This is a genomic window from Pseudomonas sp. LS_2 (assembly GCF_042709235.1).
Lineage (GTDB): Bacteria > Pseudomonadota > Gammaproteobacteria > Pseudomonadales > Pseudomonadaceae > Aquipseudomonas.
In genome coordinates, this window is sequence record NZ_JAVAYC010000003.1 from 45,277 (window position 1) to 70,105 (window position 24,829).

Genomic DNA, 24,829 nt, shown 5'->3' on the forward strand with positions numbered 1-24,829 from the left:
TGGAGTATCTCGGATGTGAGACTGCATTGTTCAAGTTTGCGCAAAACCCTGTGGGAGCGGGTTTACTCGCGAAGAATGCACTGCGGTGGATGGCACCGGCCTTGCCGGTGTTCGCGGGTGAACCCGCTCCCACAGGGGAGGGTGAAATGGCTGCAATCTCCTATTCGAAACGCAAGTCTCTTTATTGAGACGAAATGCCCAGCGCGACCATTTTCTTGTAGAGCGTCGAACGCCCCAACCCCAGCGCCTGCGCCGCCCGCGGTACATTACCCGCGTACTGGGCCAGGGTCTCGACGATCAACTGCCGCTCGAAGCGTTCGCACGCTTCCCGGTAGCTCGCTCGCCCAGCGTCGGGCGCCGCAAGGCTTACAGGCCCCAGCGCCGAATGCAGGTCCGCCAGGCTCAAGCGAGGCTGGTCGGCCAGCAAGGTCGCGCGCTCCAGTACATTGCGTAGCTCGCGGATGTTTCCTGGCCAAGCGTGACGGCCCAGCAAGGCCTGGGCATCGGGCTCCAGTTCGTACTGGCTGTCCAGTTCGGCCAGGATCGCCTCGCACAAGGCCGGCAGGTCTTCCAGCCGTTCACGCAGCGGCGGCACCGCGATCGGCAGCACGTTCAGCCGGTAGTAAAGATCGGCACGGAACCGGCCTTGGGCCAGGGCGGCCTCCAGGTCGATCGAGGTAGCGGCGATGATGCGCACATCGCTGCGCAGCATCTGGTTGGAACCCACCGGTTCGTACTCCTTCTCCTGCAACACCCGCAGCAGCTTGCTTTGCAGGGCCAGGGGCATGTCGCCGATTTCGTCGAGGAACAGCGTGCCTCCTTCGGCCAGTTGCAGCTTGCCGCTGCGGCCCTTGCGGTCGGCACCGGTGAAGGCACCGGGGGCGGTGCCAAAGAACTCGGCTTCCAACAGCGCCTCGGGAATTGCCGCGCTGTTGATGCTGACGAAGGCCTTGTGTGCCCGCGCCGATGCGGCATGGATGGCATGGGCCAGCAATTCCTTGCCGGTGCCGGTTTCGCCCAGCAACAGCACCGGGGAGTCGCTGCCGGCTCCGCGCCGGGCGCGGCGCTTGGCCTCAAGGCTGGCGGCGCTGCTGCCGACGAACTGGGCGAAGCTGTAGCGCGCCTGGCGCGCACGCAGTTGCGAGCGGGTCGAGGCCAGCTCCTGCTGCATGCTCGCGTAGCGCGTGAGCAGCGGCGAGAGGCTGCGCAACTGATCGAACAAGGCAAAGCCGATGGCGCCGATCAATTCGCCATGATCGTCATGGATCGGCAGGCGCATCACCACGAACGGCTCCTTGGCGGTGTCGAGCATGTCCAGCAGGATCGGCTTGCCGTTGCTCACCACCTCGCGCATCAGGCTGCCGGGAATCACCGCCTCGCAGGCCTGGCCGATGGCGCTGGCAGCATCGGCCAGGCCGAAGCGCCGGGCGTAGCGTTCGTTCATCCACACGATACGCGCCTGGCGATCGACGATGATCGTGCCTTCGCTGGACTGTTCGATGATCTCGAACAGCGAGCGGATCGCCAGTTGGCGAACCTGGGGGTAGTCCTTGAGGCTGTCGTTGTCGTGCATAGGGGGCCATTGAAAGAGTGGGGTGTCAGTAACGGCCTCTTCGCGGGTAAACCCGCTCCCACAGGCACCCCACCGCTCTTGAGTACAGTGGAGTTCCTGTGGGAGCGGGTTTACCCGCGAAAGGGCCGGTACTGACGAAAAAGAAAACCGATCAACGCCGCGGATCGAACGCCTCGCGCAACCCGTCGCCGATAAATACCAGCAGCGACAGGATCAACGCCAGGGCAAAGAATGCAGTAAAGCCCAGCCATGGCGCCTCCAGGTGCTGCTTGCCCTGAGTTACCAGCTCACCCAACGACGCGGAACCTGCGGGCATACCAAAACCCAGGAAATCCAGTGCGGTGAGGGTGGTGATGGCGCCAGTGAGCATGAACGGAATGAATGTCAGCGTTGCGTTCATCGCATTGGGCAGGATATGCCGCAGCATCACCTGGCCGTCGGTAAGGCCCAGGGCGCGCGCCGCCTTGACGTATTCCAGGCTGCGCCCACGCAAGAACTCGGCGCGTACCACATCCACCAGGGTCAGCCAGGAGAATAGCGCCATGATCCCCAGCAGCCACCAGAAATCCGGCTCGACGAAGCCCGACAGAATGATCAGCAGGTACAGCACCGGCAGCCCCGACCACACCTCGAGCAAACGCTGCCCGATCAAGTCGACCCAGCCGCCGTGGTAACCCTGCAAGGCACCGGCCGCCACGCCGATGACCACGCTGACCACGGTCAAGGCAAAAGCGAACAACAGCGATACCCGCGTGCCATACAGCACCCGCGCCAACACATCGCGGCCCTGGTCGTCGGTGCCCAGCCAGTTGGTCGCGCTGGGCGGGCTGGGGCTGGGCACTTGCAGGTCGTAGTTGGGCGTGTCGGCACTGAATGGAATGGGCGCGAACAGCATCCAGCCGTCTTGCTCTTCGATCAGTTGGCGCACATAGGCACTGCGGTAGTCGGGCTGGAACGGTAACTGGCCGCCGAACTGCTGCTCGGTGTAGCGCTTCAGGGCCGGGGTGTACAGCTCGCCCTTGTAGCCCAGCAGCAATGGCTTGTCGTTGGCCACCAGCTCCGCGCCCAGGCTCAGCAGCAGGAGCAGCGCGAACAACCACAGTGACCACCAGCCACGACGGTTCTCACGAAAACGCCGCAATCGGCGTTGAGCGATGGGCGAGAGCATCAGTGCGCCCTCGCGTCGAAGTCGATGCGCGGGTCGAGCAGGGTGTAGCAAAGGTCGCCGATCAGGCGAATCAGCAAGCCCGCCAAGGTGAAGATGAACAGCGTGCCGAACACCACTGGGTAGTCCCGCGATACCGCAGCCTCATAGCTCATGCGTCCCAGCCCATCGAGGGAGAAGATCACCTCGATCAGTAGGGAACCGGCGAAGAACACGGTAATCAGCGCCTGGGGCAGCCCGGCCAGTACCACCAGCATGGCGTTGCGCAGTACATGGCCGTACAGCACGCGGCGCTCGCTCAGGCCCTTGGCCCGCGCCGTCACGACGTACTGGCGCGAGACCTCGTCGAGGAAGGCGTTCTTGGTCAGCAGCGTCAAGGTGGCGAAGCCGCCGATCACCAGCGCAGCCACTGGCAGCACCAGGTGCCAGAAGTAGTCGGCCACCTTGCCCAGCAGGCTCAGTTGATCGAAGTCATCCGACACCAGCCCGCGTACCGGGAACCAATTCAACGAAGTCCCTCCGGCGAACAGCACGATCAGCAGCAGGGCGAACAGGAACGAGGGCAGGGCATAGCCGATCACGATCAGCGCGCTGCTCCAGGCATCGAAACGGCTGCCATGGCGCACTGCCTTGCGGATACCCAGGGGAATCGACACCAGGTAGGTGATGAGCGTCGCCCAGAAGCCCAGCGACAGGGTGACCGGGAGTTTCTCCAGGATCAGGTCGGTGACTTTGGCGCCACGGAAGAAGCTGTTGCCGAAGTCCAGACGAGCGTATTGGCCGAGCATCAGCCACAGCCGCTCGGGGGCGGACTTGTCGAAGCCGTACTGGCGCTTGATCTCCTCGATCAACTTCGGGTCAAGCCCTCGCGTGGCGCGGGACTCGCCCTGCACCACCTCGACCTTGGCACCGGGCGCGCCGCCGCCGATGCCTTGCAGGCGCGCCACGGCCTGCTCCACCGGGCCGCCGGGGGCGGCCTGGACGATGGCGAAGTTCACCAGCAGGATCGCCAGCAAGGTTGGGATGATCAGCAGCAGGCGCCGCAGGATATAGCCGGTCATGGTGAGTTCTTCCGGCGCTCGGCCATCTGCCGGTCGGTCAAGGCGTTGGGGCTGACCTCCCACCAGGTGTCCAGCCCTTCGTCATAGGCCGCCTGGATCTTGGGCAGGCCGAAGCGGTTCCACCACACCGTCGAGCTGCCCGGCGGGTAGTAATTGGGGATCCAGTAGTAGTTCCATTGCAGCACCCGGTCCAGGGCGCGGGCGTGGCGCAGCATGTCGGCCTGGGTGTTGGCGCGCACCAGGCCGTCGAGCAGGCGGTCGACGGCAGGGTCCTTGAGCACCATGAGGTTGTTCGAACCGGGGTCGTTGGCGGCCGCCGAGCCGAAGTAGGTATATTGCTCCGAGCCTGGCGACAGGGTCACCGGGTAGCCGGTGACGATCATGTCGTAGTCCCGGCCCATCAGGCGGTTGATGTACTGGGCCGAATCGACGTTGCGAATGTTCAGCTCGATGCCGATCTGCGCCAGGTTGCGCTTCCACGGCAGCAGCAAGCGCTCGAGCCCGGACTGGCCATTGAGGAAAGTGAAGCGCAATGGCTCGCCCTGGGCGTTGACCAGGCGGTCGCCTTCGGGCCGCCAGCCAGCCTCCTGGAGCAGCGCCAGGGCCTTGAGTTGCTGCGGCCGGATGATGCCCGAGCCATCGGTGACCGGCGCCTGGAACACCTGGTCGAACACCTCGTCCGGTACTTGCCCGCGCAGCGGCTCCAGCAGCGCGAGTTCCGCGGCATCGGGCAGGGCACGAGCGGCCAGCGGGGTGTTGGAGAAGATGCTCTGCTGGCGGATGTACAGGTTGCGCATCATCTGCCGGTTGCTCCATTCAAAGTCCCAGAGCATGGCCAGGGCCTGGCGCACGCGGCGGTCTTGGAACACCGGCTTGCTCAGGTTGAACACGAAGCCTTGCGCCGACTGGGGCTTGGCCGGGCCCAGGTGGGCGCGCTGCAGGCGGCCGTCGTCGAGCTGGGCACTGTTGTAGCCGATGGTGAAGGCGGTGGCGGAAAACTCGCGGTTGTAGTCATAGCCGCCGCCCTTCAGCACCTGGCGCGCGACTTCGGTGTCGCCGAAATACTCGATGCGTATTTTCTCGAAGTTGAAGCGACCGTTGTTGACCGGCAGGTTGCGCGCCCACCAGTTGGGGTCGCGCTCGAAGGTGATGCTGCGGCCGTTGTCGATCCGCCCGATGCGGTAGGGGCCGCTGCCGACCGGCTTGTCGAAGCCGGCGCCGTTGGCGAAGTCGCGGTGCTGCCAGTCGTGCTCGGGCAGTACCGGCAAGGTCGCCAGGTCCAGCGGCAAAGTGCGGCCGTGGGGCTGCTTGAAGTCGAAGCGCACGCTGCGCGGGCTTTCCACGGTGACCCCGGCCACTTCGGCGAACTGCGTGCGAAATTTCAGGCTGCCCTTGCTCATCAGCAGCTCGAAGGTGAAGCGCACGTCCTCGGCACGCACCGGCTTGCCATCGGCGAAGGTGGCGCGTGGGTCGATCTCGAAGCGCAGCCAGGCGTCGTCCGGGCCGCGTTCCATGCGCCGGGCGATCAGGCCATAGACAGTGTAGGGCTCGTCGAAAGAGCGTTCGGCCAGGGGAGCATACAGCCAGCCGTCGACCTGGGTGACGCCGGTGCCTTTGTCGATGTACGGCAGGATATGGTCGAACTGGCCGATCTCGATGGCCGAACGGCGCAACATACCGCCCTTGGGGGCACTGGGGTTGGTGTATTGAAAATGGGTGAAGTTGGCGGGGTAGCGCGGGGCTTCGCCGTAGACGGTGAGGGCATGGGTAGGGGCGGCCTGGGTCGTCGTGGCGAACCACAACGCCAGGCCCCCTGCCAGCAAGCGGGTGAACAAGTACGCCTCAGTCCTGGCGGCTGGTGACTTCCAGCAGGTGGTAGCCGAACTGCGTCTTCACCGGGCCTTGCACGGTGTTGACCGGGGCGCTGAACACCACGGTATCGAATTCCTTGACCATCTGGCCTGGGCCGAACGAGCCCAGGTCGCCGCCCTGGCGGCTGGATGGGCAGCTGGAGTTGGCCTTGGCGATTTCGGCGAAGTCGGCGCCAGCTTCGATCTGAGCCTTGAGTTCGTTGCACTTCTCTTCGCTGCTGACCAGGATGTGGCGGGCGGTGGCTCGGGCCATGGGAAATACTCCTTATAGGTAAAGCGGCAAGCCTAACGCACTTGCCTGCGAAATGTCTCGCAAGGCTTGCCGCTGCTTTCTTACAGGGCAGTCTACATACGCTCGGCCGCATCGCGCAGCAGTGCGGCAGTCGACTCCCAGCCCAGGCATCCATCGGTAATCGATACACCGTACTTCAGTGCGCCTTTGCCCAGGGCCTGGCAGCCGTCGAACAGGTGGCCCTCGAGCATCACCCCGACGATCGAGCGGTCGCCGCCCAGGCGCTGTGCCAGTACGTCCTCGAACACCGCTGGCTGGCGCGCCGGGTCCTTGCCGCTGTTGGCGTGACTGCAATCGACCATGATCCGCGGCGCCAGCCCGGCCTTTGCCAGGCCTTGGCGCGCCAAGGCGATGCTCTGGGCGTCGTAGTTCGGCCCTTGGTGGCCGCCGCGCAGCACCAGGTGGGTGTCGGGGTTGCCCAGGGTCTCGATGATCGCCGGGTAGCCTTGCGCGTCCATGCCGAAGTGGCGGTGCGGGTGGGCAGCGCTGCGCATGGCGTCGCAGGCGATGCCCACGCCACCGTCGGTGCCGTTCTTGAAGCCCACGGGCAGCTCCAGGCCGCTGACCATTTCACGGTGGATCTGCGACTCGGTGGTGCGTGCGCCAATGGCCGCCCAGCCCAGCAGGTCGTCGAAGTAGCCGGCGGCCATGGGTTGCAGCAATTCGGTGGCAATCGGCAGGCCACGTTCGAGCATGCCCAGCATCAGCCCGCGCGACAGCGCGATACCCGCATGCATGTCGTCGCTGCCGTCCAGGTGCGGGTCGTAGGCCAGGCCTTTCCAGCCCACGGTGGTGCGTGGTTTCTCCACGTAGGCGCGCATTACCAGTAGCAGCTTGTGGTCGACCTCGCGGCCCAGGGCTGCCAGGCGGTCGGCATATTCCAGGGCCGAGCGTGGGTCGTGGATCGAGCACGGCCCTACGATCACCAGCAGTCGTTCGTCGCGGCCTTCGAGGATGGCGCGTATGGCCTGGCGGTGCTGATGCACCTGTTGAGCAAGTTCGGTTGAAAGCGGCATCTGCTGCTTGAGCAGGTGCGGGCTTGGCAGGCGCTGGCTGACGGCGGTGTTGGCAGCCTGGGGCTGGGTCAGGGGCAAAGCGAGGTTGGACGATTGCATGGCATTTTTTTCCCAGGGCGGACGGCGGGTTCTGGCCCGCGCGGTCGGCCCTATCGCGGTGTTCGACAGATATTCGATTGATGACTGCGTGCAGCATTGCCACCGGTGGAGGACCGAACGGAGGCGGCAGGCTGGCCCGAACGGGATTGGCTAAATCGCCAGGCATAGGTGTCGGCGTAGCGGTAGTTGGCGTAGTTCATGGATCTGTCCTCAGTTCGAATCGGTCTGTAAAGGCCCGGAAAAACAAAACCCCCGGTCGGGGAGCCGACCGGGGGTTTGAGTATTCTCATGTTCGGCGGCCCCTCGAAGGTGGGCGCCGGGTGGGAATCGGCGCCTAGTGGCTAAACCAATACCCAAAATAAAAGCTGGCAACGGCGTTACGACCGGCAACGGCCAGCACAGGACGCGCAGTGCGACCGGTGGTGTTGGCGTGGTTGCAGGAACGTTTCGACATGTTGCTCTCCAGTGAATGAGCCCGAGCTTACTGCACCTTCAACGGCGGGTTCAATGGATAAATGCTATCGGCGCGATAATGCCCGAATCCTGCAGGCACGTGCTTGTCGGGACGCCGAGCCGCCGCGAAGGCAACGCCACGGTGTATGGCAGCGCCTTTGCGGGTGTTGGGCAAGCCCGCTCAGAGGCTGTAATGCTTGAGCTCCCGCGCAATGAGCATGCGCTGGATCTCGCTGGAGCCTTCGTATATCTGGGTGATCCGCGCATCCCGGTAGTACTTCTCCACCGGGTAGTCTTCAAGGTAGCCATAGCCGCCATGCACCTGGATCGCCATCGAGCACACCCGCTCGGCCATTTCCGAGGCGAACAGCTTGGCCTGGGAAGCTTCCGACAAGCACGGCTTGCCGGCGCTACGCAGACGCGCGGCGTGCAGGATGAGCAAGCGCGCGGCATTGATCTGCACCTGCATGTCGGCCAGCAGGTTGGCGATGCTCTGGTGCTCGGCGATCGGCTTGCCGAACTGCACGCGGTCCCGCGAGTAGACCAATGCCGCCTCGAACGCAGCGCGGGCGATGCCCAGGGCCTGGGCGGCGATACCGATGCGTCCGCCTTCGAGGTTGGAGAGGGCAATCGCCAGGCCCTTGCCCCGCTCGCCGAGCAGGTTGGCCTCGGGTATACGGCAGTTGTCCAGGGTCACCGCGCAGGTGTCGGAGGCGCGAATGCCCATCTTGTGCTCGCTGCGGTCGACCTTGAAGCCCGGGTTGTCGGTGGGTACCAGGAAGGCCGATAGACCCTTCTTGCCCAGGTCCGGGTCGGTGACTGCGAAGACGATCGCCAGGCCTGCCCGGCGGGCATTGCTGACAAACTGCTTGGCGCCGTTGATCACCCACTGCCCATCGACGAGCTCGGCGCGGGTGCGCAGGTTGTGGGCCTCGGAGCCGGCCTGGGGTTCGGTAAGGCAGAAGCAGCCGATCACCTCGCCGCTGGCCAGGCGCGGCAGCCAGGCCTGCTGCTGACCAGGCGTGCCATAGGCCAGCAGCGGGCCGCAGCCCACCGAGTTGTGGATGCTCATCAGCGCGCCGGTGGCGCCGTCGCCGGCAGATATTTCTTCCACGGCCAGGGCATAGGCCACGTAGTCGGTGTAGCTGCCGCCGAAATCTTCCGGCACGACCATGCCGAGCAGGCCCAGCTCACCCATCTTGCGCACGACCGCGTCGTCGATCCAGGCGGCCTTTTCCCAGGCCTGGGCATGGGGGGCGATCTCGCCACGGGCGAAATCCCGGGCCATGTCGCGGATCATGATCTGCTCTTCGCTCAGTTCCAGGTCTTGCATGCTGTGTACTCCGGTGCTCAAAGGCCTTCGAAGAATTGTTCAACGCGCTTGTGCGAAAGCCCCGCCAGGGTCGGAGGGTTCCAGCGCGGCTGCTTGTCCTTGTCGACGATCAGGGCGCGCACGCCTTCGACGATATCGCCGTGCTGGAACCACTGGCGGTCCAGGTGCAGCTCCATGGCGAAGCAGTCTTCCAGGCTCAGGTGACGGCCGCGACGCAGCATTTCCAGGGTAACCGCCATCGCCAGGGGCGAGCGGGTTTCCAGCTGGTCGGCGGTGGCCAGCGCCCAGGCATGGCTGTCGCCGATGGCCACGGCGCGCAGTTGTTCGACGATGCTGGGCATGTCCGGCAGGGCGAAGTAGTGGTCGATCACCGGGCGCAGGCGCTCCAGCGGTGCGTCCTGGAGCACCTGGGTGCCGAGCTTGGCCAGCAGGCCTTGCAGGTCTTTGAGCGGGTACTCGCCGAATGCCAGGTGGTCAAGGCCTTCATCCAGCGCGGCCAGTTGTTCGCTGGCCATGTACCAGTCGGCCAGGCCGCAGTACAGGGCGTCGGCAGCCTGGATGTGCGCGCCGCTTACCCCGAGATAGGTACCGAGCTCACCCGGGATGCGCGACAGGAAGTAGCTACCGCCGACATCGGGGAAGTAGCCGATTCCCACCTCCGGCATGCCCAGGCGGCTGCGCTCGGTCACCACGCGCAGGTCCGCCCCTTGGGCCAGGCCCATGCCACCGCCCAGGGTGAAACCGTCCATCAGCACCAGCACCGGCTTGCGGTAACGGTGGATGAGCAGGTCGAGGTCGTATTCTTCCACGAAGAAGGTTTCGTGCAGGGTATCTGCGGCCTTGAAACTATCGTGCAGCGAGCGGATGTCTCCGCCGGCGCAGAACCCCTTGGGGCCCTGGCCACGCAACACCACGGCCTGCACTTGGGCGTCGTCGGCCCAGGCGTCCAGGTGCTGGCGCAGGGTACGCACCATGTCCAGGGTCAGGGCATTGAGGCCGGCGGGGCGGTTGAGGGTGAGGTGGCCGATCTGATTGCGAACGTCGACCAGGATATGGCCCGACGTGTCGGGCTGAGCTTGCGCGGTCATCGCGGACTCCCTGCTTTGTTATTGATTTTCCAAGTGAAGCTGGAATGGCGCTGGAGGATCGAAGGATCCTGCCACGGCTATTTACGCCACACAATTGGCAATTCTGCAGAGGTTGGCTGCATTTTTACGAGACAAGCGCCGGTGTGATGTGTCGCATTGTCACATCGAGGGGGAGAGGAAAGTGAAAAGGGGGCTACCCACTACGGTCGACACAAGCCCCATTGCGAAGGCCATCAGCCCGGTTCGGCCGCTGCGCGCCCGGCTCAGGCATGCCGCTTGAATGCACGCGCCAGGCACGCACCCCGGATGTCGGGAACGGTGATAGCACTCGAATACCGTCGTTGTTCAAAAAAAACCGGCAGCAGTGAACAGATCGCGAGCCGCTCAGTTGACAGTGAGCGCTCACGGTAGGCGATGGTGACCGCAGCGTGGCTGTGGGGAGGGCTTGGGCAAGTGCAAGTGGCGTGGTCAATGATCGACTCAGGTATGATTCGCAGTTTTCCCCGTCGAGGTTTTGCCATGTCCCTGAACGCTGAACAGATCGTCGAGTTCCGCGCATTTGCCGAACAGTTGGCCGACGCTGCCGCTGCGGCGATCCAACCGTACTTCCGCGCAACCCTGGCGGTCGAGGACAAGGGCGGGCGTCTGTACGACCCGGTGACCATCGCCGACAAGGCCGCCGAGGACGCCATGCGCGCCTTGATCCAGGCGCGCTACCCGGAGCACGGCATCCTGGGCGAGGAGCATGGCGCGGCGGTCGGTAGCAGCCCACTCACGTGGGTGCTCGACCCTATCGATGGCACCCGTGCATTCATCACCGGGCTGCCGCTGTGGGGCACGCTGATCGCCTTGAACGATGGCCAACGCCCGTTGGTGGGGGTGATGAACCAGCCGTTCACTGGCGAGCGCTTCGTCGGCACCCCCGAAGGCGCCTGGCGCGGCGCTACGCCATTGAAGACCCGCGCGTGCGCCGATCTCACCTCGGCGACCTTGATGTGCACCACCCCTGACATGTTCGACACCCCGGCACGCAAGGCTGCCTTCGAGCAGGTGGCCGGCCAGGCGCGCCTGATGCGCTATGGCGGCGACTGCTACGCCTACTGCATGCTGGCTTCGGGGTTCGTCGATGTAATCGTCGAGGCAAGCCTGCAACCCTACGACGTGCAGGCGCTGATGCCGATTATCGAAGGGGCGGGCGGGGTGATCACTGCCTGGGACGGCAGCTCGGCGCAGAACGGCGGCTGCGTGGTGGCCTGTGGCGATGCTGCGTTGCACGCCCAGCTGGTACAGATGCTGCGCGGGGCAATGTAAGGCAAGCAGCTCTTGAGCCAGGCCGGGCCGCCTTCTGGCCCCGCCGGCACTTTTTCCGGTTTGCGCGCTCTATGCATGGTCAGGCTGCGCCGATAACCGGCTCGGCCGTTGACCCCGGACCCCGGTGCCAATGCCTGTTCTCGCCTCACGCCGCTGCGCGCACCTGCTGTTGGCAGGCGCTTTGACCACCCTGTGTGCCTGCACCCAGCAGCAGGGCGGCGACATGCTCAACCAACTGCGCGAAGGCAAGCCCAGCGAGCTGTTCCAGACCAGCGTCGACCGGCTGGCGACCCTGGCGATGCGCGACAATCTCGACAGCCTCTACCTACTGATGAACAAGCTGTACCTGCGCAACCCCAACCAGTGGCGGCAGGCCGGCTACCTCGATGCCGCGAGCGCCGAGCGGCAGATCCGCGTGGCCATCGAGCAGCGCACCCCCTTGACGCAACTGGGCGATCGCCGCGACCTGGCGGCCCTGAGCTATGCCTTGAGCCCGGAGTTCCAGGGCGATCGGGTCGGCGCCTTCATCTATGCCATCGGCAGCATGTTGATCACTGCCCACGGCGGGCGAACCGAGTTCTTCATGACCGATACCATCGACCCGCTGTTCGTCAACAACGCCGCGCGCAACATCGAGAAGGCCACCTGGATGCTCAGCCAGCGCCAGGACGCCAACGGCGTGCTGCTGCTGTTTTCCAACGAGATCTCCGAGGAAGGCAGCAACCTGAGCTTCGCCGTGGAGTTCGGCAAGATCGTCGCGCGCCTGGATTTGCTGGCGCACCTGCTGGACGAGCGCTACCGGCGCATCGGCCTGAACTATGCGCAGAGCCTGTTGCTGATGAATTTCTTGCCGGTGCAGTGAGTAAGTGCTGAATCGCCCTTTCCCAGAACTGCCAATAGCAGTTCTGGGAACGGCCCCGTGAACTTTGCGGATCCCAATACAAGAAATGACGCCGCCTTCATTGAGCTCAGAGCAACCCTTCGATTGCCTGTCGATACCGTTGCCCGGCCAACCGCATGCTGTTGTTGTGACTGGCGCCCGGCACCAGCAACAGGGTCTTGGGCTCGCGTGCGGCCTCGAACAACTGCTCGCTGAAACGTGGCGGCACGTAGCGGTCGTCAAGGCCATGCACCAGCAGCAAGGGCATGCCGACGTCCTTGATCTTGTCCAGTGAATCGAATTTCTGCGACAGCAGCCAGCGTACCGGCAGGCGGGTATCGGCGACCACTGCGGCAATGTCGCCCAGGGAAGTGAAGGTCGACTCGAGGATCAGCCCGCGAGCGGGTACCGGTTCACCTCTATCGGTGGCTTGCTGCGAAAGCTCGCGGGCCAGCTCCACCGCCACCGCGCCACCCAGCGAATGGCCGAAGATCAGGCGTTTGCCAGCCTGGGGCTGAAGCTGGGCGAAACGTTCCCAGGCGATGTGTGCATCTTCGTACACCGTGGTTTCGGAGGGCAGGTCGCCACGGCTCTGGCCGAAGCCGCGGTAGTCCACCGCCAGCACCGAGTAGCCCATGGCATGCAACTGCTCGATGCGAAACATCTGCCCGGTGAGGTTCCAGCGCACCCCGTGCAGATAGAGGATGGCCGGGGCATCGGCGCGTTTGGCCGGCCACCACCAGGCATGCAGGCTTTGCTCCTCGGTAAAGCTGCGCGGACGCAGCTCGAGCTCCTGCACGCCTGCCGGCAGGCCCTGGAACCAACTAGCCTGGCCGGGCTCGATACGGAACAGTAGCTCGCGCTCCTTGTGTTGCAGCACGCTACATCCCGCTGGCAGGCCAACGACCAGCAGGGTCACGGCAAGCCAACGAAACCAGCGGCGCTTGAGCGAGGACATCAGGGAATAGGGCATGGCTGACCATCGGTGGGGTGGGACCTGACGGTTTTTATCAGAAGCCTGAAATGCGCTGTAGGAAATATGCCCGAACGGCGCTCCCTGATGTTTGCAATCTGTTTCAAAAAAATGCGTTCGCTGATCGAACGGAGTTAGAGCGCCGCGAGGCGTTTTCGTCGCGCTGACGCCCGTGGTGGCATTGCCGGGTGCTACCGTTTTGCTTAGTGTGGTACCTCAGCCGAGCGTCGACTGCCCCGACGCTGCCTCACTGGCTGGGTGAAAAGCCATGAACGACCGCAACCACTGCCCCAAAGCGTGTAGGAAGCGGCGACCAGAACAATAACGATGCCGAGTGCCTTGCCTATGGAAAGCCGCCTGTTGAGCGAGCAAAGTCGCGTGTTCCTGCACGCCGACCCCTATGCCGTGTCCGACTACGTCAACCGGCACGTGGGCCAGCACTGCATCGGCCTCTCGCGCAGCACCCACCCGCAGGCCAGCCTCAGCCACCGCAAGTTCGCCGACCTGGACCTGTGCCGCATCAGCTATGGCGGCAGCGTGCGGGTCACGTCCCCTGCGCTGGAAACCATCTACCACCTGCAAGTGCTGCTCAACGGCAACTGCCTGTGGCGCGGGCACCAGCGCGAGCATTACCTGCAGCCAGGCGAGTTGTTGCTGATCAACCCGGACGACCCGGTCGACCTGACCTATTCCCAGGACTGCGAGAAATTCATCCTCAAGGTGCCCACCCGGGTGCTCGACACCTTCTGCGAGGAGCAACGCTGGCAACGCCCCAGCGGCGGAGTGCGGTTCCTGCGCAACCACTACCGGCTGGAGGAGCTGGACGGCTTCGTCAATCTGCTGGCCATGGTTTGCCATGAAGCCGAGGTCAGCGACTCGCTGCCCAGGGTGCAATCGCACTACAGCCAGATCGTCGCCAGCAAATTGCTCACCCTGATGAGCAACAACATCCGCCGCGGGCACCTGGACGCCCAGGGCGCCAGCCTGGAGCGGATCCTCGACCACATCGAGCGCAACCTCAAGCTCGAGCTGTGCGCCGAAACCCTGGCCGAGCAGGCCTGCATGAGCGTGCGCTCGCTGTATGCGCTGTTCGACCGCCACTTGGGCACTACGCCCAAGCAGTACATTCGCCAGAAAAAGCTCGAGCGAGTGCAGGCCTGCCTGGCGGATGCCAGCTGCCCGGTGCGCAGTGTTACCGAGCTGGCCCTGGACTATGGCTTCCTGCACCTGGGGCGATTCGCCGAGAGCTACCGGCAGCGGTTTGGCGAACTGCCCTCGGAAACCTTCAAGCGCCGCGGCTGACGCAACCCCTCCAATAGTCGCCCCCACGCTGTGGCGGGCGGCTTAGCAGGTCGCCACAGCGCCAACTGCCTTCACGCAGTGACCCAGGCAGCGGGCCTCGATATGGGCGCGAATGATGACCGCGATCATCAGCAGGTCTCGTCCAGGTCGACCAACGTCGGTTGGCTCGACCAATATTCGAGCAGGAAATCCGCCTCCTCGTGGCGCAGCAGTGGGTACAGCGGCACATGGCGTGAAAGCAGTGCGTGCACTTCGCGGCCATCCTGGGGGCAGCCAGCGATAGGGTGACGCCAATGGCAGGCCAGCAACCCGCCGGTTTCGCTGAGGCTCGCTACCGAACGTTCGATCACCTGCAGCCAGTCGGTTGGGTCGAGGTAGTAGCCGACTTCGCTGAGCACGATCAGGTCGAACTGGCCAGCGGGCCAATCACCAGGCAGTCTCGCCTGCTCCACACTGGCATGGGGAAAATCGTCCAGGCGCTCGCGGGCCAGACGTACGGCTGTGGGGTCGATGTCCTGGCATACCAAGTGGGCGCAGCGCTCGGCCAGTAGCGCGCTGAGTTCACCGTTGGCGCAGGCGGGCTCGAAGATGCGCTGGTAGCACTGCTGCGGCAGGCTGGCCAGCACCAGGTCGCGTTTACGCCGCTCGTACCAGCGGGTACGAAAGGCCCAAGGGTCGTCATGGTGGGCGTACAGCTCGGCGAAGTAACGGGCATCGAGACTCATGGCAGGTCCTTGTCAGATAAACACCAGTTCGAAGGGTTGCAGCAGGCAATCGCGTAGCGATTGCGGCAACACCGGTGGGCCGTCGTCGGCTTCCAGCTGGCTGGCATGGGCACCCAGGGCCTGGCGCTTGCGTGCCAGGCTGCTGTCATCGAGCTGGATGCGGTGGGCGCGGGGCCAGGGCAGGCGGGCGTCGTCCGGGCTCGCCCAGTGCCAGGCCCACACCGGCACTTCGACCAGTTGTGCGCCCCGGGCCTGGGCCGCCTGCGCGCAGGCGCGGCCAACGGCTTCATGGTCGCAGTGCCCATCGTCGCGCCAGGGGCACATCAGCAGGTCGTCGGCTTGCAGCACCTGGCTGAGGTGGTTGACCAGAAAGGCTTCGTCGCGCGGCACACCGCCATCCTTGAGATGCAGTCGGCGCCAATCCAGGGTGTTGAGGTCCAGGTCTAGCTGCTGCAAGGCATGGCGGCTTTCCAGTGGGCGCTGGTGGCGCAGACGGCGCTGGGGCCATAGGCTGGAGTCAGGGTGGCTGCCTTCGCCATCGGTGGCGGAGATCAGCAACAGGTCTTGCTCGCGCCCGCGGAAGTGACAGAGCAGGCCGCCAGCCATGAGGATTTCGTCATCCGGGTGCGGGGCCACCAACACCAGGCGGCGTCCTGGGGGGCAAAGCTGCTCGGGTGATATCCAGGTGGCGCGGGCCAGGTGCGACGAGTGCTGCCATTCACTCCAAGGGGTGCCCTGGGCGCTTTCGATCGGGTTGTCACTCATAGTTGCCAAGCTCCGTCAGGTCGAGGTCCTGGGTGATGCTCATGGTCGGGCTACCCGGCACCGCAAGGCTGTAATGCATGGAGGGGCGCAGGGCGGGCAGAGTTCAAAAAGAAGACCGTTGTATGCCTGTGTATCTCAGGGGCGCTCAGACGCATGCGCATGCAAAACCGCAGGTTTTCGACACATTCAGACCACGCCGTCCCCTTAGCCTGGGGCCTCGAATTTTCCACCTATCGAGGACACCACCCATGCATTACCGTCACCTGATCGCCGCTACCGCTCTGCTTGCCAGCTTCGCCCATGCCGGCGATGCAACGCCGGACAAGGCCTGGCAGCAAGGCATCCAGCGTACCGACCTGGCGCGGCACGACCTGTACATCCCCGGCCAGGAGGTGATACAGGCACGGGTAGACTTCGCGCCCGGCATCGCTTCGCCACGCCACTCACATCCGGGAGTGGAAGTTGCCTATGTGATTTCCGGAAGCTTCGAGTACCAGTTGGAAGGGCAGGCGCCCATACGGCTGAAGGCCGGCGAGTCGCTGTATATCCCAGCGGGAACGCCGCATGTCGCAACCAATATCGGCGATACGCCTGCCTCGGAACTGGCGACCTACATCGTCGACAAGCACAAGCCGGTGCTCAAGCTGGAGCCGTGAGATAACGGGATGCGCCTTCCAGCCGAAAGTGTGAATTTTCCACGTGCCCATGCAGTCGACCGCATGAACCCACCCCGATGGAGACTTCACATGGCCCGGCCAGATACCCCGAACCCCTATACTCCCCGCGAAATCGACACCACCGAGGACCGCATGGGCAGCGTGCACGAACTGGATTTCAGTGAGCGCAACGATGCCAGTGAAGGGCGCATCGGCGACGAGCGCCCGGCACGCGAGGAGGCCCAGGAATTTCCTCCGCAGCGCGTCGCCGAAGGTGGCATGACGGGCGGCGAAGCCTTGAGCGACAGCCTGCACGAGGACAACGTCACCTTTGACGACCTCAGCCCTGACACCCTCTACGACCAGAGCGGCGCCCGCGACCCTCATGAACTGGGGGGCGAGGGGCCGATAGACCAGCACCTGCGCAAGGTCGATGCCGAAGATATCGGTGGCGGCATGGGCCTGGACGAAGCCGAACTGGCCCGCTCCGCGCCGCTGGATGGCGAACCCTGGACCGACCGGGTGATCGATGACGAAGACCAGAGGACCTGACCATGGACAAGCGAGAATGTGCCTGCCCCGATTGCCACTGCGAGGTGCAGGCCGATGGCGTGGTGCAAAAAGGGTTGCTGTATTGCTGCGAGGCCTGCGCTACCGGGCACAGCGAGGGTGAACATTGCGTGCACGAAGGCTGTGAGTGCGCCGGTGGGGCCTCTGAATAAGTCGTAACCTGATCAGGTCTTGCCCAGCGTGCCCTCACCACGCTGGCGCATGGCCTTGGCACGTTTTTCCAGCACCAGGTAGGTCACTACCGCCAGTACCAGCGGAATCAGGTAGTACAGGGAGCGGTAGCCCAACAGCGCCGCCACCAGGCTACCCTGGCCAACCTGGCCCTGGAGCAGGGCGAGGAACACTGTTTCCAACACGCCAAGCCCGGCGGGAATATGCGCCACCACGCCGGCCACGCAACTGATCAGCAGGATGCCGAGAATCGACGGATAGAACAGGTCCCCCGGCAGCAGCCAATGGATCAGCACCGCCATCAAGGCCCAGTTGCTCGCCCCCAGGGCCAACTGGCACAGCGCCAGGCGCCAGGACGGCAGGGTGATTTCGTGCTCACGTACCTGCCAGGTGCGGCGCTTGGCGAAGGCGCAGGCCAGCAGGTAGCCCAGCGCCACGGCAATCATCAGCACGCCGATCAATTGCAGGCCCGTGGCGCCCACGGCCCAGCTTTCCGGCAAACGCACCAGGCGCAGGGTGAACACCGTGCCGGCCAGCAGCAGGTAACCCATCCAGTTGGTTAAAAGACCCAGTGTCAGGATCCGCGTGATGGTCGCAGTGTCCAGGCCGAGGCGGCCATACAGCCGGTAGCGCAAGGCGACGCCACCGACCCAGGTGGTGAAGTTGAGGTTGAAGGCGTAGCACACGAACGCCACCGGCAACACTTGCCGTGCAGGCAGCTTGTGTCCGGTGTAGGCGCGGGCCAGCAGGTCGTAGCTGGCGAACACCAGGTAGCTGGCCAAGGCCAGGATCAGGCCGATCGCCAGGGTGGAGGGCTTGTAGGCCAGCAGCGACTGGCGCACCTCGTTCCAGTCGAGGTTGCGCACCAGCAGGTACAGCAGCGTCGGCACCAACAACAGGAACACCAGGGTAAGCAGGCGTTTGGCCCAGGTTTGCCAGGTTTTCTGCGCCATCAGGTCCGGCCCTCATGACAGTCGCCGCGCGCCTCGGGCTCGGCCTGCAGCGATTGCAGGCGCTGGCGGTGGGCGGGGAACCAACCGGCGATGCGCGGGAAGTAGCGGGTGATATGAAAGCCCATGAAGATCAGCGGTGCCCGCCACCAATAGCCACGGACCATGCGCTCCAGGGTGACCACCTTGCAATGCTGTTCGGCCAACTCGCTAAGGTGCTCGTAAAGCTGCTGGTTGAAAGCCCGGTCGCGGATCAGCAGGTTGGCCTCCAGGTTGAACGACAGGCTCAAAGGGTCGAGGTTGCTCGAGCCGACCGTGGACCATTGATCGTCGACCAGCGCGACCTTGCCATGCAGCGGCCGCTGGCAGTATTCGCGAATGCGCACATCGTCGCGCAAAAGATAGTTATAGAGCAGCCGCGACAGCGCGCGCACCCAACGCATATCCGGTTGGCCTTGCAGGATCAAGGTGACCTCGACCCCGCGCCGGGCCGCATTGCGCAGTTCGCGCAGCAGGCGGTAGCCAGGGAAGAAATAGGCGTTGGCCACTACGATGCGCTGTTTCGCCTGGCGAAATTCCTTGAGGTACTGCGCTTCTATATCGGTGCGATGACGGCCATTGTCGCGCTCCACCAGGTATGCCTGGGCCGTGCCGCTGGTGGCGTTTGTCGGCTTCACCTGGTGTGGCGCTGCCAGCACGGCTGCCATCATGCGCTGGCTGGAGGCGTGTACCTGGGCCACCACCGGGCCGCGGACCTGCACCGCGTAGTCCTGCTTGGCCATTGGGCCGAAATCGCCGAGGTGGTCGGCGCTGTAGTTGATGCCGCCGATGAACGCCAGTTCGCCATCGATCACCAGGATCTTGCGATGCAGGCGGCGGAACAGGTTGGTACGCATGCCTACCAGGCGGGGTTGCGGGTCGAAGCTGTGGAAGCGCACACCGGCCTCGGTCAGCGACGACAGGAATGCCTGTGACAGGTCGGCGGTGCCGTAGCCGTCCACCGCCACCTCCACGCGCACCCCGCGCCTGGCCGCATCGACCAGTGCCTGGCGCAGCTGCTGGCCGACCTTGTCGTCGTAGATGATGAACGTCTCCAGCAGGATCTCCTCGCGCGCCTGGGCGATCGCCTCGAATACGCGTGGGTAGTACTGTTCGCCGTTGATCAGCAGTTCGACCTGGTTACCGGCTACCCATTGACTGTTCACAGGTTCACCTCCGCGGCCAGTGGGACATGATCGGAAAGGTGCGACCAGGGATATTTCGACAGCACCTGCGCGGCGCCCGGCAGGGCATTGCGCAGGTAGATGCGGTCCAGGCGCAGCATCGGCAGACGGGCCGGAAAGCTGCGGGCCGGGGTGCCGAAGCGCTTGCCGAACGCCTCCACCAGATGTTCGCCCAGCACCTCGTCGGCCTTCAGTCGCCAGTCGTTGAAATCGCCGGCGACAATCACCGGGGCCTGCTCGGGCAGGCTGTCGAGCAGCTCCAGCAACAAGGCCACCTGGCGTTGCCGGTGGCGCTCGCGCAGGCCCAGGTGCACGCACACCGCATGCACCTGATCGTGGCCCGGCACGTCCAGGCGGCAATGCAGCAGGCCGCGCTCTTCGTTGCCATCGATGGACACGTCCAGGTTGCGATAGTCGACGATGGGGAATTTCGACAGCAGGGCGTTGCCATGGTCGCCATGGGGGTAGACCGCATTACGGCCATAGGCGAACTGCGGCCACATGCTATCGGCCAGGAACTCGTACTGGGGTGTCTGCGGCCAGCCTGGGTGGCGCACCGCGTGCTGCTGATGGCTGCCATGTACTTCCTGGAGAAACACCAGGTCGGCCTGGGTGGCGCGTACGGCCTCACGCAGCTCGGGCAGGATGAAACGTCGGTTGAGCGCGGTGAAGCCCTTGTGTGCATTCAGGGTCAACACGTTCAGGCGGTGGACCGCAGTGGCCTTGGCCGTTGCTACCGGCGGGTCGAAACGCTCGCGCCCCGGGTTGATGTCGCTCACAGGTACTTTCCTTCGCAAATAGCAGATGAAAGTGCGACCGGAGAAGGTGGGCGAGGGTTCAGTTGGGGTTGACGAGTGGGTGCCAGTCATCAGCACGGCGCGGCCCCTGTGGGAACGGGCTTGCCCGGCGAACCCTGCACCGCCGTGACGGCAGCGCCTGCGCCACCGTTCGCGGCGATCCGGCGCCCCGACAAGCCCGCCCCTACGGGGTCGCAGGGGCTGCCTGGTTTTCAGTAGGGCAGGGAACCGCTCAAGGTCTCGATGGCGTCTACCAGGTCGTCGTAGCCCACCGGCTTGTTCAAATGCCGGTCGAAGCCCGACTGCCGAGACTTGTGCTGGTCGGCACTGGCGCCATAGCCGGTAAGGGCGATGGCGGGGGTATGGCGCAGGTGCTCGAGCGCGCGCAGGGCCTTGATCAACGCATGGCCGTCCATGACCGGCATGCCGATGTCCGAGATGATCACGTCGTACTGCTCGTCGGCGGCCGCTGTCAGCGCCTGTTGCGGGTCGCTGTAGGCCTGCACCTGGGCATTTTCCATTTCCAGCAGCTGTTGCATCACTTCCAGCACCTCGACCGAGTCGTCCACCAGCAATACCCGGGTGCCGCTCAGGCGTCCCTCCGCCTGCTGCTCGGCCGCATCGCCGATTGCCGCGACGGGATTGTCCGAAAGGGGCAGCATGACCGTGAAGGTGCAGCCCAGGCCCAGCCCCGGCGAACGCGCCTTGACCGTACCACCGTGGGCTTCGACCAACTGACGCACCAGGGAAAGCCCGATACCCAGGCCCTCGCGGCTGTGGGAGGAGGCTTGCGGCGCGGCCTGGTTGAACAAATCGAAAATCTTCTCCAGGTTCTCCTGGCTCAGCCCCACCCCGCGATCGATCACCTCCAGTTGCGCATAGGCATCCTGGCGGCCAAGGCGGATGCGGATCTCGCTGCCGACAGGGCTGAACTTCAAGGCGTTGTTCAGCAGGTTCCAGATGATCTGCTCCAGGCGCGTGACGTCGCCATCGATGAACAGCGGCCTGTCGTCCTGGGGCACGCTCAGCAGCACGTCGCAGGGGTGTTGCTCGCTGAGTACCACGGCATGGATGCCCGCCAGCACTGCGGCGAGGTCCACCGGTTCGGTCTTGAGCTTGAGCTTGCCGGTGCGAATGCGCGCCACATCGAGCAGGTCGTCGATGATCCGCGCCTGGCTGGACACTGCTTCGCAGATGGTACCGACCGCCTTGCTGGCTGCGCCGAGGCTCTTGACCAGCGGCAGACGGCGGAGAATCTCGGCATTGAGCTGGATCAGGTTCAGTGGGTGCTTGAGCTCGTGGGACATGATGGCGAAGAACTCGTCCTTCATGTGGCTGCTGCTCTGCGACTCGGCCAGGCGCTTGCTCTGCTCGTCGTGCAGGCGCTTGTGGCCGGTGAGGTCGCGGGCGATCTTCACATAGCCACGCTGGCTACTGTCCTTGAGCAGCGACACCTCGCCGCTGCAATAGAAGCGGCTGCCATCCTTGCGCAGGTGCCAGCGTTCGTCCTGCTCGCGGCCATTGACCCGGGCGCTGCGCAGCTCGCGCTCGGGGATGGCCTGCTCGCGGTCTTCTTCGGTGAAGATCAGTTGGTAGTGCTGGCCGAGCACCTCCTGCTTGGTGTAGCCGAAGATCAGCGCGGCACCGGTGTTCCAGTCGGTGATATGGCCGTGTTCGTCGAGCAGGATGATCGCGAAGTCATGGGTGCTTTCAGCCACCAGACGCATGCGTTCCTCGCCCAGGCGCAGGCGTTCCTCGGTCGCGCGGCTTTTGCTGATATCGACGAAGGTCAGCACCGTGCCGTCGATTTTCTGCTCGCTGGAGCGGTAGGGCAGCAGGCGGGCCAGGTACCAGCGCAGGTCGTGGGTGGCAATCTCTCGCTCGATGGTGGTCTCGCCCTGGGCCACGGCGCGGGCGTCGTCGGCCAGTTCCGGGTAGTCCAGGCGGTGGGTGATGTCGAGCAGCGAGCGACCGGTGTCCACCGGCAGCATGTTGAAGATGTCGGTGGCCCGCGGGGTGAACCAGCGGATGTGCAGGTTGCGATCAACGAATACCGTGGCGATGGCCGTGGAGGCGATCAGGTTGCTCAGGTAGTCGTTGACCTTGTCGGTTTCCTCGACCTTGTTCTTGAGCTCGTAGTTGACGGTGAGCAGCTCTTCGTTGATCGACTGCAATTCTTCCTTGCTGGTTTCCAGCTCTTCGCTGGCCGAGCGCAGTTCCTCGTTGATTGCCTGCATCTCTTCGTTGGAGGCGGTCAGTTCCTCGCTGGAGATTTCCGATTGCTCGATGGTTTCCTGCAATTGCACGCGGGTGCGTTGCAGCTCGCGCTCGAGGTTGGCCAGTACCATGCTGTCGGTCTGGCGGATGCTGCCGGCCAGGGGGAGCGAAGGGTCGGGCGCGCGTTCCTCGAACACCACCAGCAGGCATTCGTTGCCGCTGGGCTCGTCCTTGTGCGGGTGGACGACGATTTCTACCTGCGCGCGGGCATTGCCTTCCTCCAGGTCTACTGGCCGCGAGGTGACCGATTGGGAACCCTGGCGCGCCTGGAACAAGGTGCTGCGCAGGGCCAATCGCAGGCTTGGCAACACAAGGTTGAGCAGGTTGCGGCTCGGCTCGCCGCCGGCCATTTGCAGAAAGCGCCCGGCACCGTCGCTCATGTGCAGGATATTGCCCTCGCCGTCGAGGATCAGGCTGGGCGGGGTATGCCGTGCAAGGGCCCTGTGGTGCACTTCGGCGTAGGACAGCTTGCGGCTGGGGCGGGCCTTGGCGGTGGTGTCGGCGACGGCAGTAGGCAGGTCCGCGCCGGTCAGCTGGCGTCCGGAGCGGCGCTGCCCGCTGACCGTGTCGCGGGCGCGGAAGATGCGGTTGCGCTTGTCCACCGGGGCGAACAGCTCCTCGCTCAGGTCCGCCGACTCGGATGAGCCGAGGAACAGGTAGCCGCCTGGGCGCAGGGCGAAGTGGAACATGCGCAGGATGTCCTGCTGCACCTCGCGGTCGAGATAGATCAGCAGGTTGCGGCACACCACCAGGTCGATCTGCGAGAACGGCGGGTCGGACAGCAGGTTGTGACGGGCGAACAGCACCCGTTCGCGTACCTCCTTGCGTACCCGGTAGCGCTCGTCTTCCTTGACGAAGAACTGGCGCAGGCGGGCTGGGGGAACGTCGGTGACGATGGCCTCGGGGTAGCAGCCACTGCGGGCGTGGACGATGGCGCGTTCGTCCAGGTCGGTGGCGAACACTTGCAGCTTGGCCCCGCTGCGCTCCAGGGTCATCTGCTCGCTGACCAGCATGGCCAGGCTGTAGGCCTCCTCGCCCGTGGAGCAGCCGGCCGACCAGACGCGAATTTCGCTTGGTCCCTCGTCACTTGCGCTTGGGCTGACCAGTTCCGGCAGCACATTGCGCTCCAGCGCTTCGAACGCTTCGCGGTCGCGGAAGAAGTTGGTCACCCCGATCAGCATGTCGGCCAGCAATTGGGTCGACTCGTCGGAGTGTTGTTCCAGGTAGCGGTAGTAGCCGGGCAGGTCAGCCTGGCCGGTGACGTGCATGCGCCGCTCGATACGGCGCAGCACAGTGGCGCGTTTGTAGTGCTGGAAATCATGGCCGGTGTTAGTGCGCAACAGCAGCAGGATCTCTTCCAGCAGCGCCTCGCCGTGCTGCACGGCGTCGTCGCGTGTACCCAGGGGCGGCGGCATGTGCGCTTCGTCGACTTCGGGGAGGCGGACCTGGCGGGCGTTCAGCCACAGCTCGATGAGCTTCTGCGCCATTTCTGCGGCCGGCAGGATGAAGTCCGCCAGCCCCGTTGCGATGGCGGCCCGGGGCATGCTGTCGTACAAGGCGTCACCCGGTGCCTGCACCAGCGTCACGCCACCTTGTTCCTTGATGCGCGACAACCCCACCGCGCCGTCTGCGCCGGTGCCGGACAGCACCACGCAGAAGGCGTGGTCCTTGTGCACATCGGCCAGGTCGCGGAAGAACAGGTCGATGGCCACGTGGTCGCCACGCCGACGATGGGCCGGGGTGACGCGCAGGTAGCCATCGTTGGTGGAGAGCTGGTTGGCCGGGGAAATCACGTAGACGTGGTTGCGCTCGATCGGCACCGGCTGGGTGACCTGCAGCACCGGCATGCGGGTGACGCTCTGGATGATCTGGTCGAGCACGCTCTGGTGATCGGGCGACAGGTGCAGTACCACCACGAAGGCCATGCCGCTGTCGGCGGGCATTTGCGAAAAGAAGGTACGGATGGCCTCGATGCCCCCGGCCGATGCGCCGATGCCGACCACCGGGAAGTCCAGGTGGCTGACGGCCAGCGCCGGGTTGATGGGGGACGCCGGGGCATTTCCATTTGACGGTTTCATCGAGCAGAGCCTTCTGCAGACCTTGTGGTACGGCCCTTCGAGGCTTCGGGGGCGTGTGATGGGCGATTATAGGCAGGGCTTGGGCTGAAGGGCGAGCCAACAGGGTGAAACGTCGCTGGCCCAGGCTCGGGCTGCCTGCAGGTATGACCGCTGGGTCGCGGTAAAAGTCCGAACCTCGCCGACTGTTTCGAAGGCTTGGC

The 24,829-nt window shown here is 64.7% G+C and carries 21 protein-coding genes; 6 read left to right on the forward strand and 15 right to left on the reverse strand.

Going from position 1 to position 24,829, the window contains the following annotated elements; translation table 11 throughout:
- Window positions 1-181: 181 nt before the first annotated feature.
- The 8 genes from RAC97_RS03645 to RAC97_RS03680 form a co-directional block, all read right to left on the reverse strand.
- A complete protein-coding gene (locus RAC97_RS03645) occupies window positions 182-1,573 on the reverse strand; it encodes a sigma-54 interaction domain-containing protein (RefSeq protein ID WP_375097915.1) in 1,392 nt (463 codons plus the stop codon).
- Window positions 1,574-1,724: 151 nt separating this feature from the next.
- Window positions 1,725-2,741, reverse strand: a complete 1,017-nt coding sequence (locus RAC97_RS03650) for an ABC transporter permease (protein WP_375097916.1) — start codon at window positions 2,739-2,741, stop codon at window positions 1,725-1,727.
- Window positions 2,741-3,799: a microcin C ABC transporter permease YejB gene (locus tag RAC97_RS03655; RefSeq protein ID WP_375097917.1), complete on the reverse strand. Its 1,059-nt coding sequence runs from the start codon at window positions 3,797-3,799 to the stop codon at window positions 2,741-2,743. The genes RAC97_RS03650 and RAC97_RS03655 overlap by 1 nt, the downstream gene beginning before the upstream one ends.
- Window positions 3,796-5,634, reverse strand: coding sequence for an extracellular solute-binding protein (locus tag RAC97_RS03660; RefSeq protein ID WP_375097918.1), 1,839 nt, complete (start codon window positions 5,632-5,634; stop codon window positions 3,796-3,798). The genes RAC97_RS03655 and RAC97_RS03660 overlap by 4 nt, the downstream gene beginning before the upstream one ends.
- Before the next feature lie 7 nt (window positions 5,635-5,641).
- Window positions 5,642-5,923, reverse strand: a complete 282-nt coding sequence (locus tag RAC97_RS03665) for a peptidylprolyl isomerase (RefSeq protein ID WP_375097919.1) — start codon at window positions 5,921-5,923, stop codon at window positions 5,642-5,644.
- A gap of 92 nt (window positions 5,924-6,015) precedes the next feature.
- Complete coding sequence (locus tag RAC97_RS03670; RefSeq protein WP_375097920.1) at window positions 6,016-7,077, reverse strand: 3-deoxy-7-phosphoheptulonate synthase; 1,062 nt, start codon at window positions 7,075-7,077, stop codon at window positions 6,016-6,018.
- Between the two features lie 634 nt (window positions 7,078-7,711).
- Window positions 7,712-8,863, reverse strand: coding sequence for an acyl-CoA dehydrogenase family protein (locus RAC97_RS03675; RefSeq protein ID WP_375097921.1), 1,152 nt, complete (start codon window positions 8,861-8,863; stop codon window positions 7,712-7,714).
- Window positions 8,864-8,880: 17 nt separating this feature from the next.
- The gene (locus RAC97_RS03680; protein ID WP_375097922.1) at window positions 8,881-9,951 is read right to left on the reverse strand and encodes an enoyl-CoA hydratase/isomerase family protein; all 1,071 of its coding nucleotides are present in this window, start codon (window positions 9,949-9,951) and stop codon (window positions 8,881-8,883) included.
- 519 nt (window positions 9,952-10,470) lie between these two features.
- Between RAC97_RS03680 and hisN the strand changes: the two genes are divergently transcribed.
- Both hisN and RAC97_RS03690 read left to right on the forward strand, forming a co-directional pair.
- Entirely contained in the window at window positions 10,471-11,262 is a 792-nt protein-coding gene (gene hisN, locus RAC97_RS03685; RefSeq protein ID WP_377747874.1) for a histidinol-phosphatase, read from the forward strand.
- 130 nt (window positions 11,263-11,392) lie between these two features.
- A complete protein-coding gene (locus RAC97_RS03690; protein WP_375097924.1) occupies window positions 11,393-12,124 on the forward strand; it encodes a hypothetical protein in 732 nt (243 codons plus the stop codon).
- A 106-nt stretch (window positions 12,125-12,230) separates the two neighbouring features.
- Here RAC97_RS03690 and RAC97_RS03695 read toward each other — a convergent pair whose 3' ends face one another.
- Window positions 12,231-13,115, reverse strand: coding sequence for an alpha/beta hydrolase (locus RAC97_RS03695; RefSeq protein ID WP_375097925.1), 885 nt, complete (start codon window positions 13,113-13,115; stop codon window positions 12,231-12,233).
- Between the two features lie 345 nt (window positions 13,116-13,460).
- On the opposite strand from RAC97_RS03695, the gene RAC97_RS03700 reads away from it, so the two are divergent.
- The gene (locus tag RAC97_RS03700; protein WP_375097926.1) at window positions 13,461-14,417 is read left to right on the forward strand and encodes an AraC family transcriptional regulator; all 957 of its coding nucleotides are present in this window, start codon (window positions 13,461-13,463) and stop codon (window positions 14,415-14,417) included.
- 128 nt (window positions 14,418-14,545) lie between these two features.
- Here RAC97_RS03700 and RAC97_RS03705 read toward each other — a convergent pair whose 3' ends face one another.
- Both RAC97_RS03705 and RAC97_RS03710 read right to left on the reverse strand, forming a co-directional pair.
- Window positions 14,546-15,142 (reverse strand): class I SAM-dependent methyltransferase, encoded by a 597-nt coding sequence (locus RAC97_RS03705; protein ID WP_375097927.1) that lies wholly within the window; start codon window positions 15,140-15,142, stop codon window positions 14,546-14,548.
- A gap of 12 nt (window positions 15,143-15,154) precedes the next feature.
- Complete coding sequence (locus RAC97_RS03710) at window positions 15,155-15,907, reverse strand: PIG-L deacetylase family protein (protein WP_375097928.1); 753 nt, start codon at window positions 15,905-15,907, stop codon at window positions 15,155-15,157.
- 248 nt (window positions 15,908-16,155) lie between these two features.
- Here RAC97_RS03710 and RAC97_RS03715 point away from each other — a divergent pair, with 248 nt between their 5' ends.
- The 3 genes from RAC97_RS03715 (at window position 16,156) to RAC97_RS03725 (ending at window position 17,285) form a co-directional block, all read left to right on the forward strand.
- Window positions 16,156-16,563 (forward strand): cupin domain-containing protein, encoded by a 408-nt coding sequence (locus RAC97_RS03715; RefSeq protein ID WP_375097929.1) that lies wholly within the window; start codon window positions 16,156-16,158, stop codon window positions 16,561-16,563.
- A 90-nt stretch (window positions 16,564-16,653) separates the two neighbouring features.
- Window positions 16,654-17,115, forward strand: a complete 462-nt coding sequence (locus RAC97_RS03720; protein WP_375097930.1) for a phosphotransferase system, HPr-related protein — start codon at window positions 16,654-16,656, stop codon at window positions 17,113-17,115.
- Between the two features lie 2 nt (window positions 17,116-17,117).
- A complete protein-coding gene (locus RAC97_RS03725; protein ID WP_375097931.1) occupies window positions 17,118-17,285 on the forward strand; it encodes a metallothionein in 168 nt (55 codons plus the stop codon).
- A 12-nt stretch (window positions 17,286-17,297) separates the two neighbouring features.
- Here the strand turns inward: RAC97_RS03725 and RAC97_RS03730 are convergent, their stop codons facing one another.
- The 4 genes from RAC97_RS03730 to RAC97_RS03745 all read right to left on the reverse strand — a co-directional run bounded on the left by RAC97_RS03730 (window position 17,298) and on the right by RAC97_RS03745 (window position 24,629).
- Window positions 17,298-18,257 carry a lysylphosphatidylglycerol synthase domain-containing protein gene (locus RAC97_RS03730; RefSeq protein WP_375097932.1) on the reverse strand — a complete coding sequence of 320 codons (960 nt, stop codon included), beginning with the start codon at window positions 18,255-18,257 and terminating at the stop codon, window positions 17,298-17,300.
- A complete protein-coding gene (gene clsB, locus RAC97_RS03735; RefSeq protein ID WP_375097933.1) occupies window positions 18,257-19,459 on the reverse strand; it encodes a cardiolipin synthase ClsB in 1,203 nt (400 codons plus the stop codon). Before clsB ends, RAC97_RS03730 begins: the two co-directional genes overlap by 1 nt.
- On the reverse strand, window positions 19,456-20,247 hold the full coding sequence (locus RAC97_RS03740) for an endonuclease/exonuclease/phosphatase family protein (protein ID WP_375098092.1): 792 nt from the start codon (window positions 20,245-20,247) through the stop codon (window positions 19,456-19,458). Before RAC97_RS03740 ends, clsB begins: the two co-directional genes overlap by 4 nt.
- 239 nt (window positions 20,248-20,486) lie before the next feature.
- Complete coding sequence (locus tag RAC97_RS03745; RefSeq protein WP_375097934.1) at window positions 20,487-24,629, reverse strand: CheR family methyltransferase; 4,143 nt, start codon at window positions 24,627-24,629, stop codon at window positions 20,487-20,489.
- Between the last annotated feature and the right edge of the window lie 200 nt (window positions 24,630-24,829).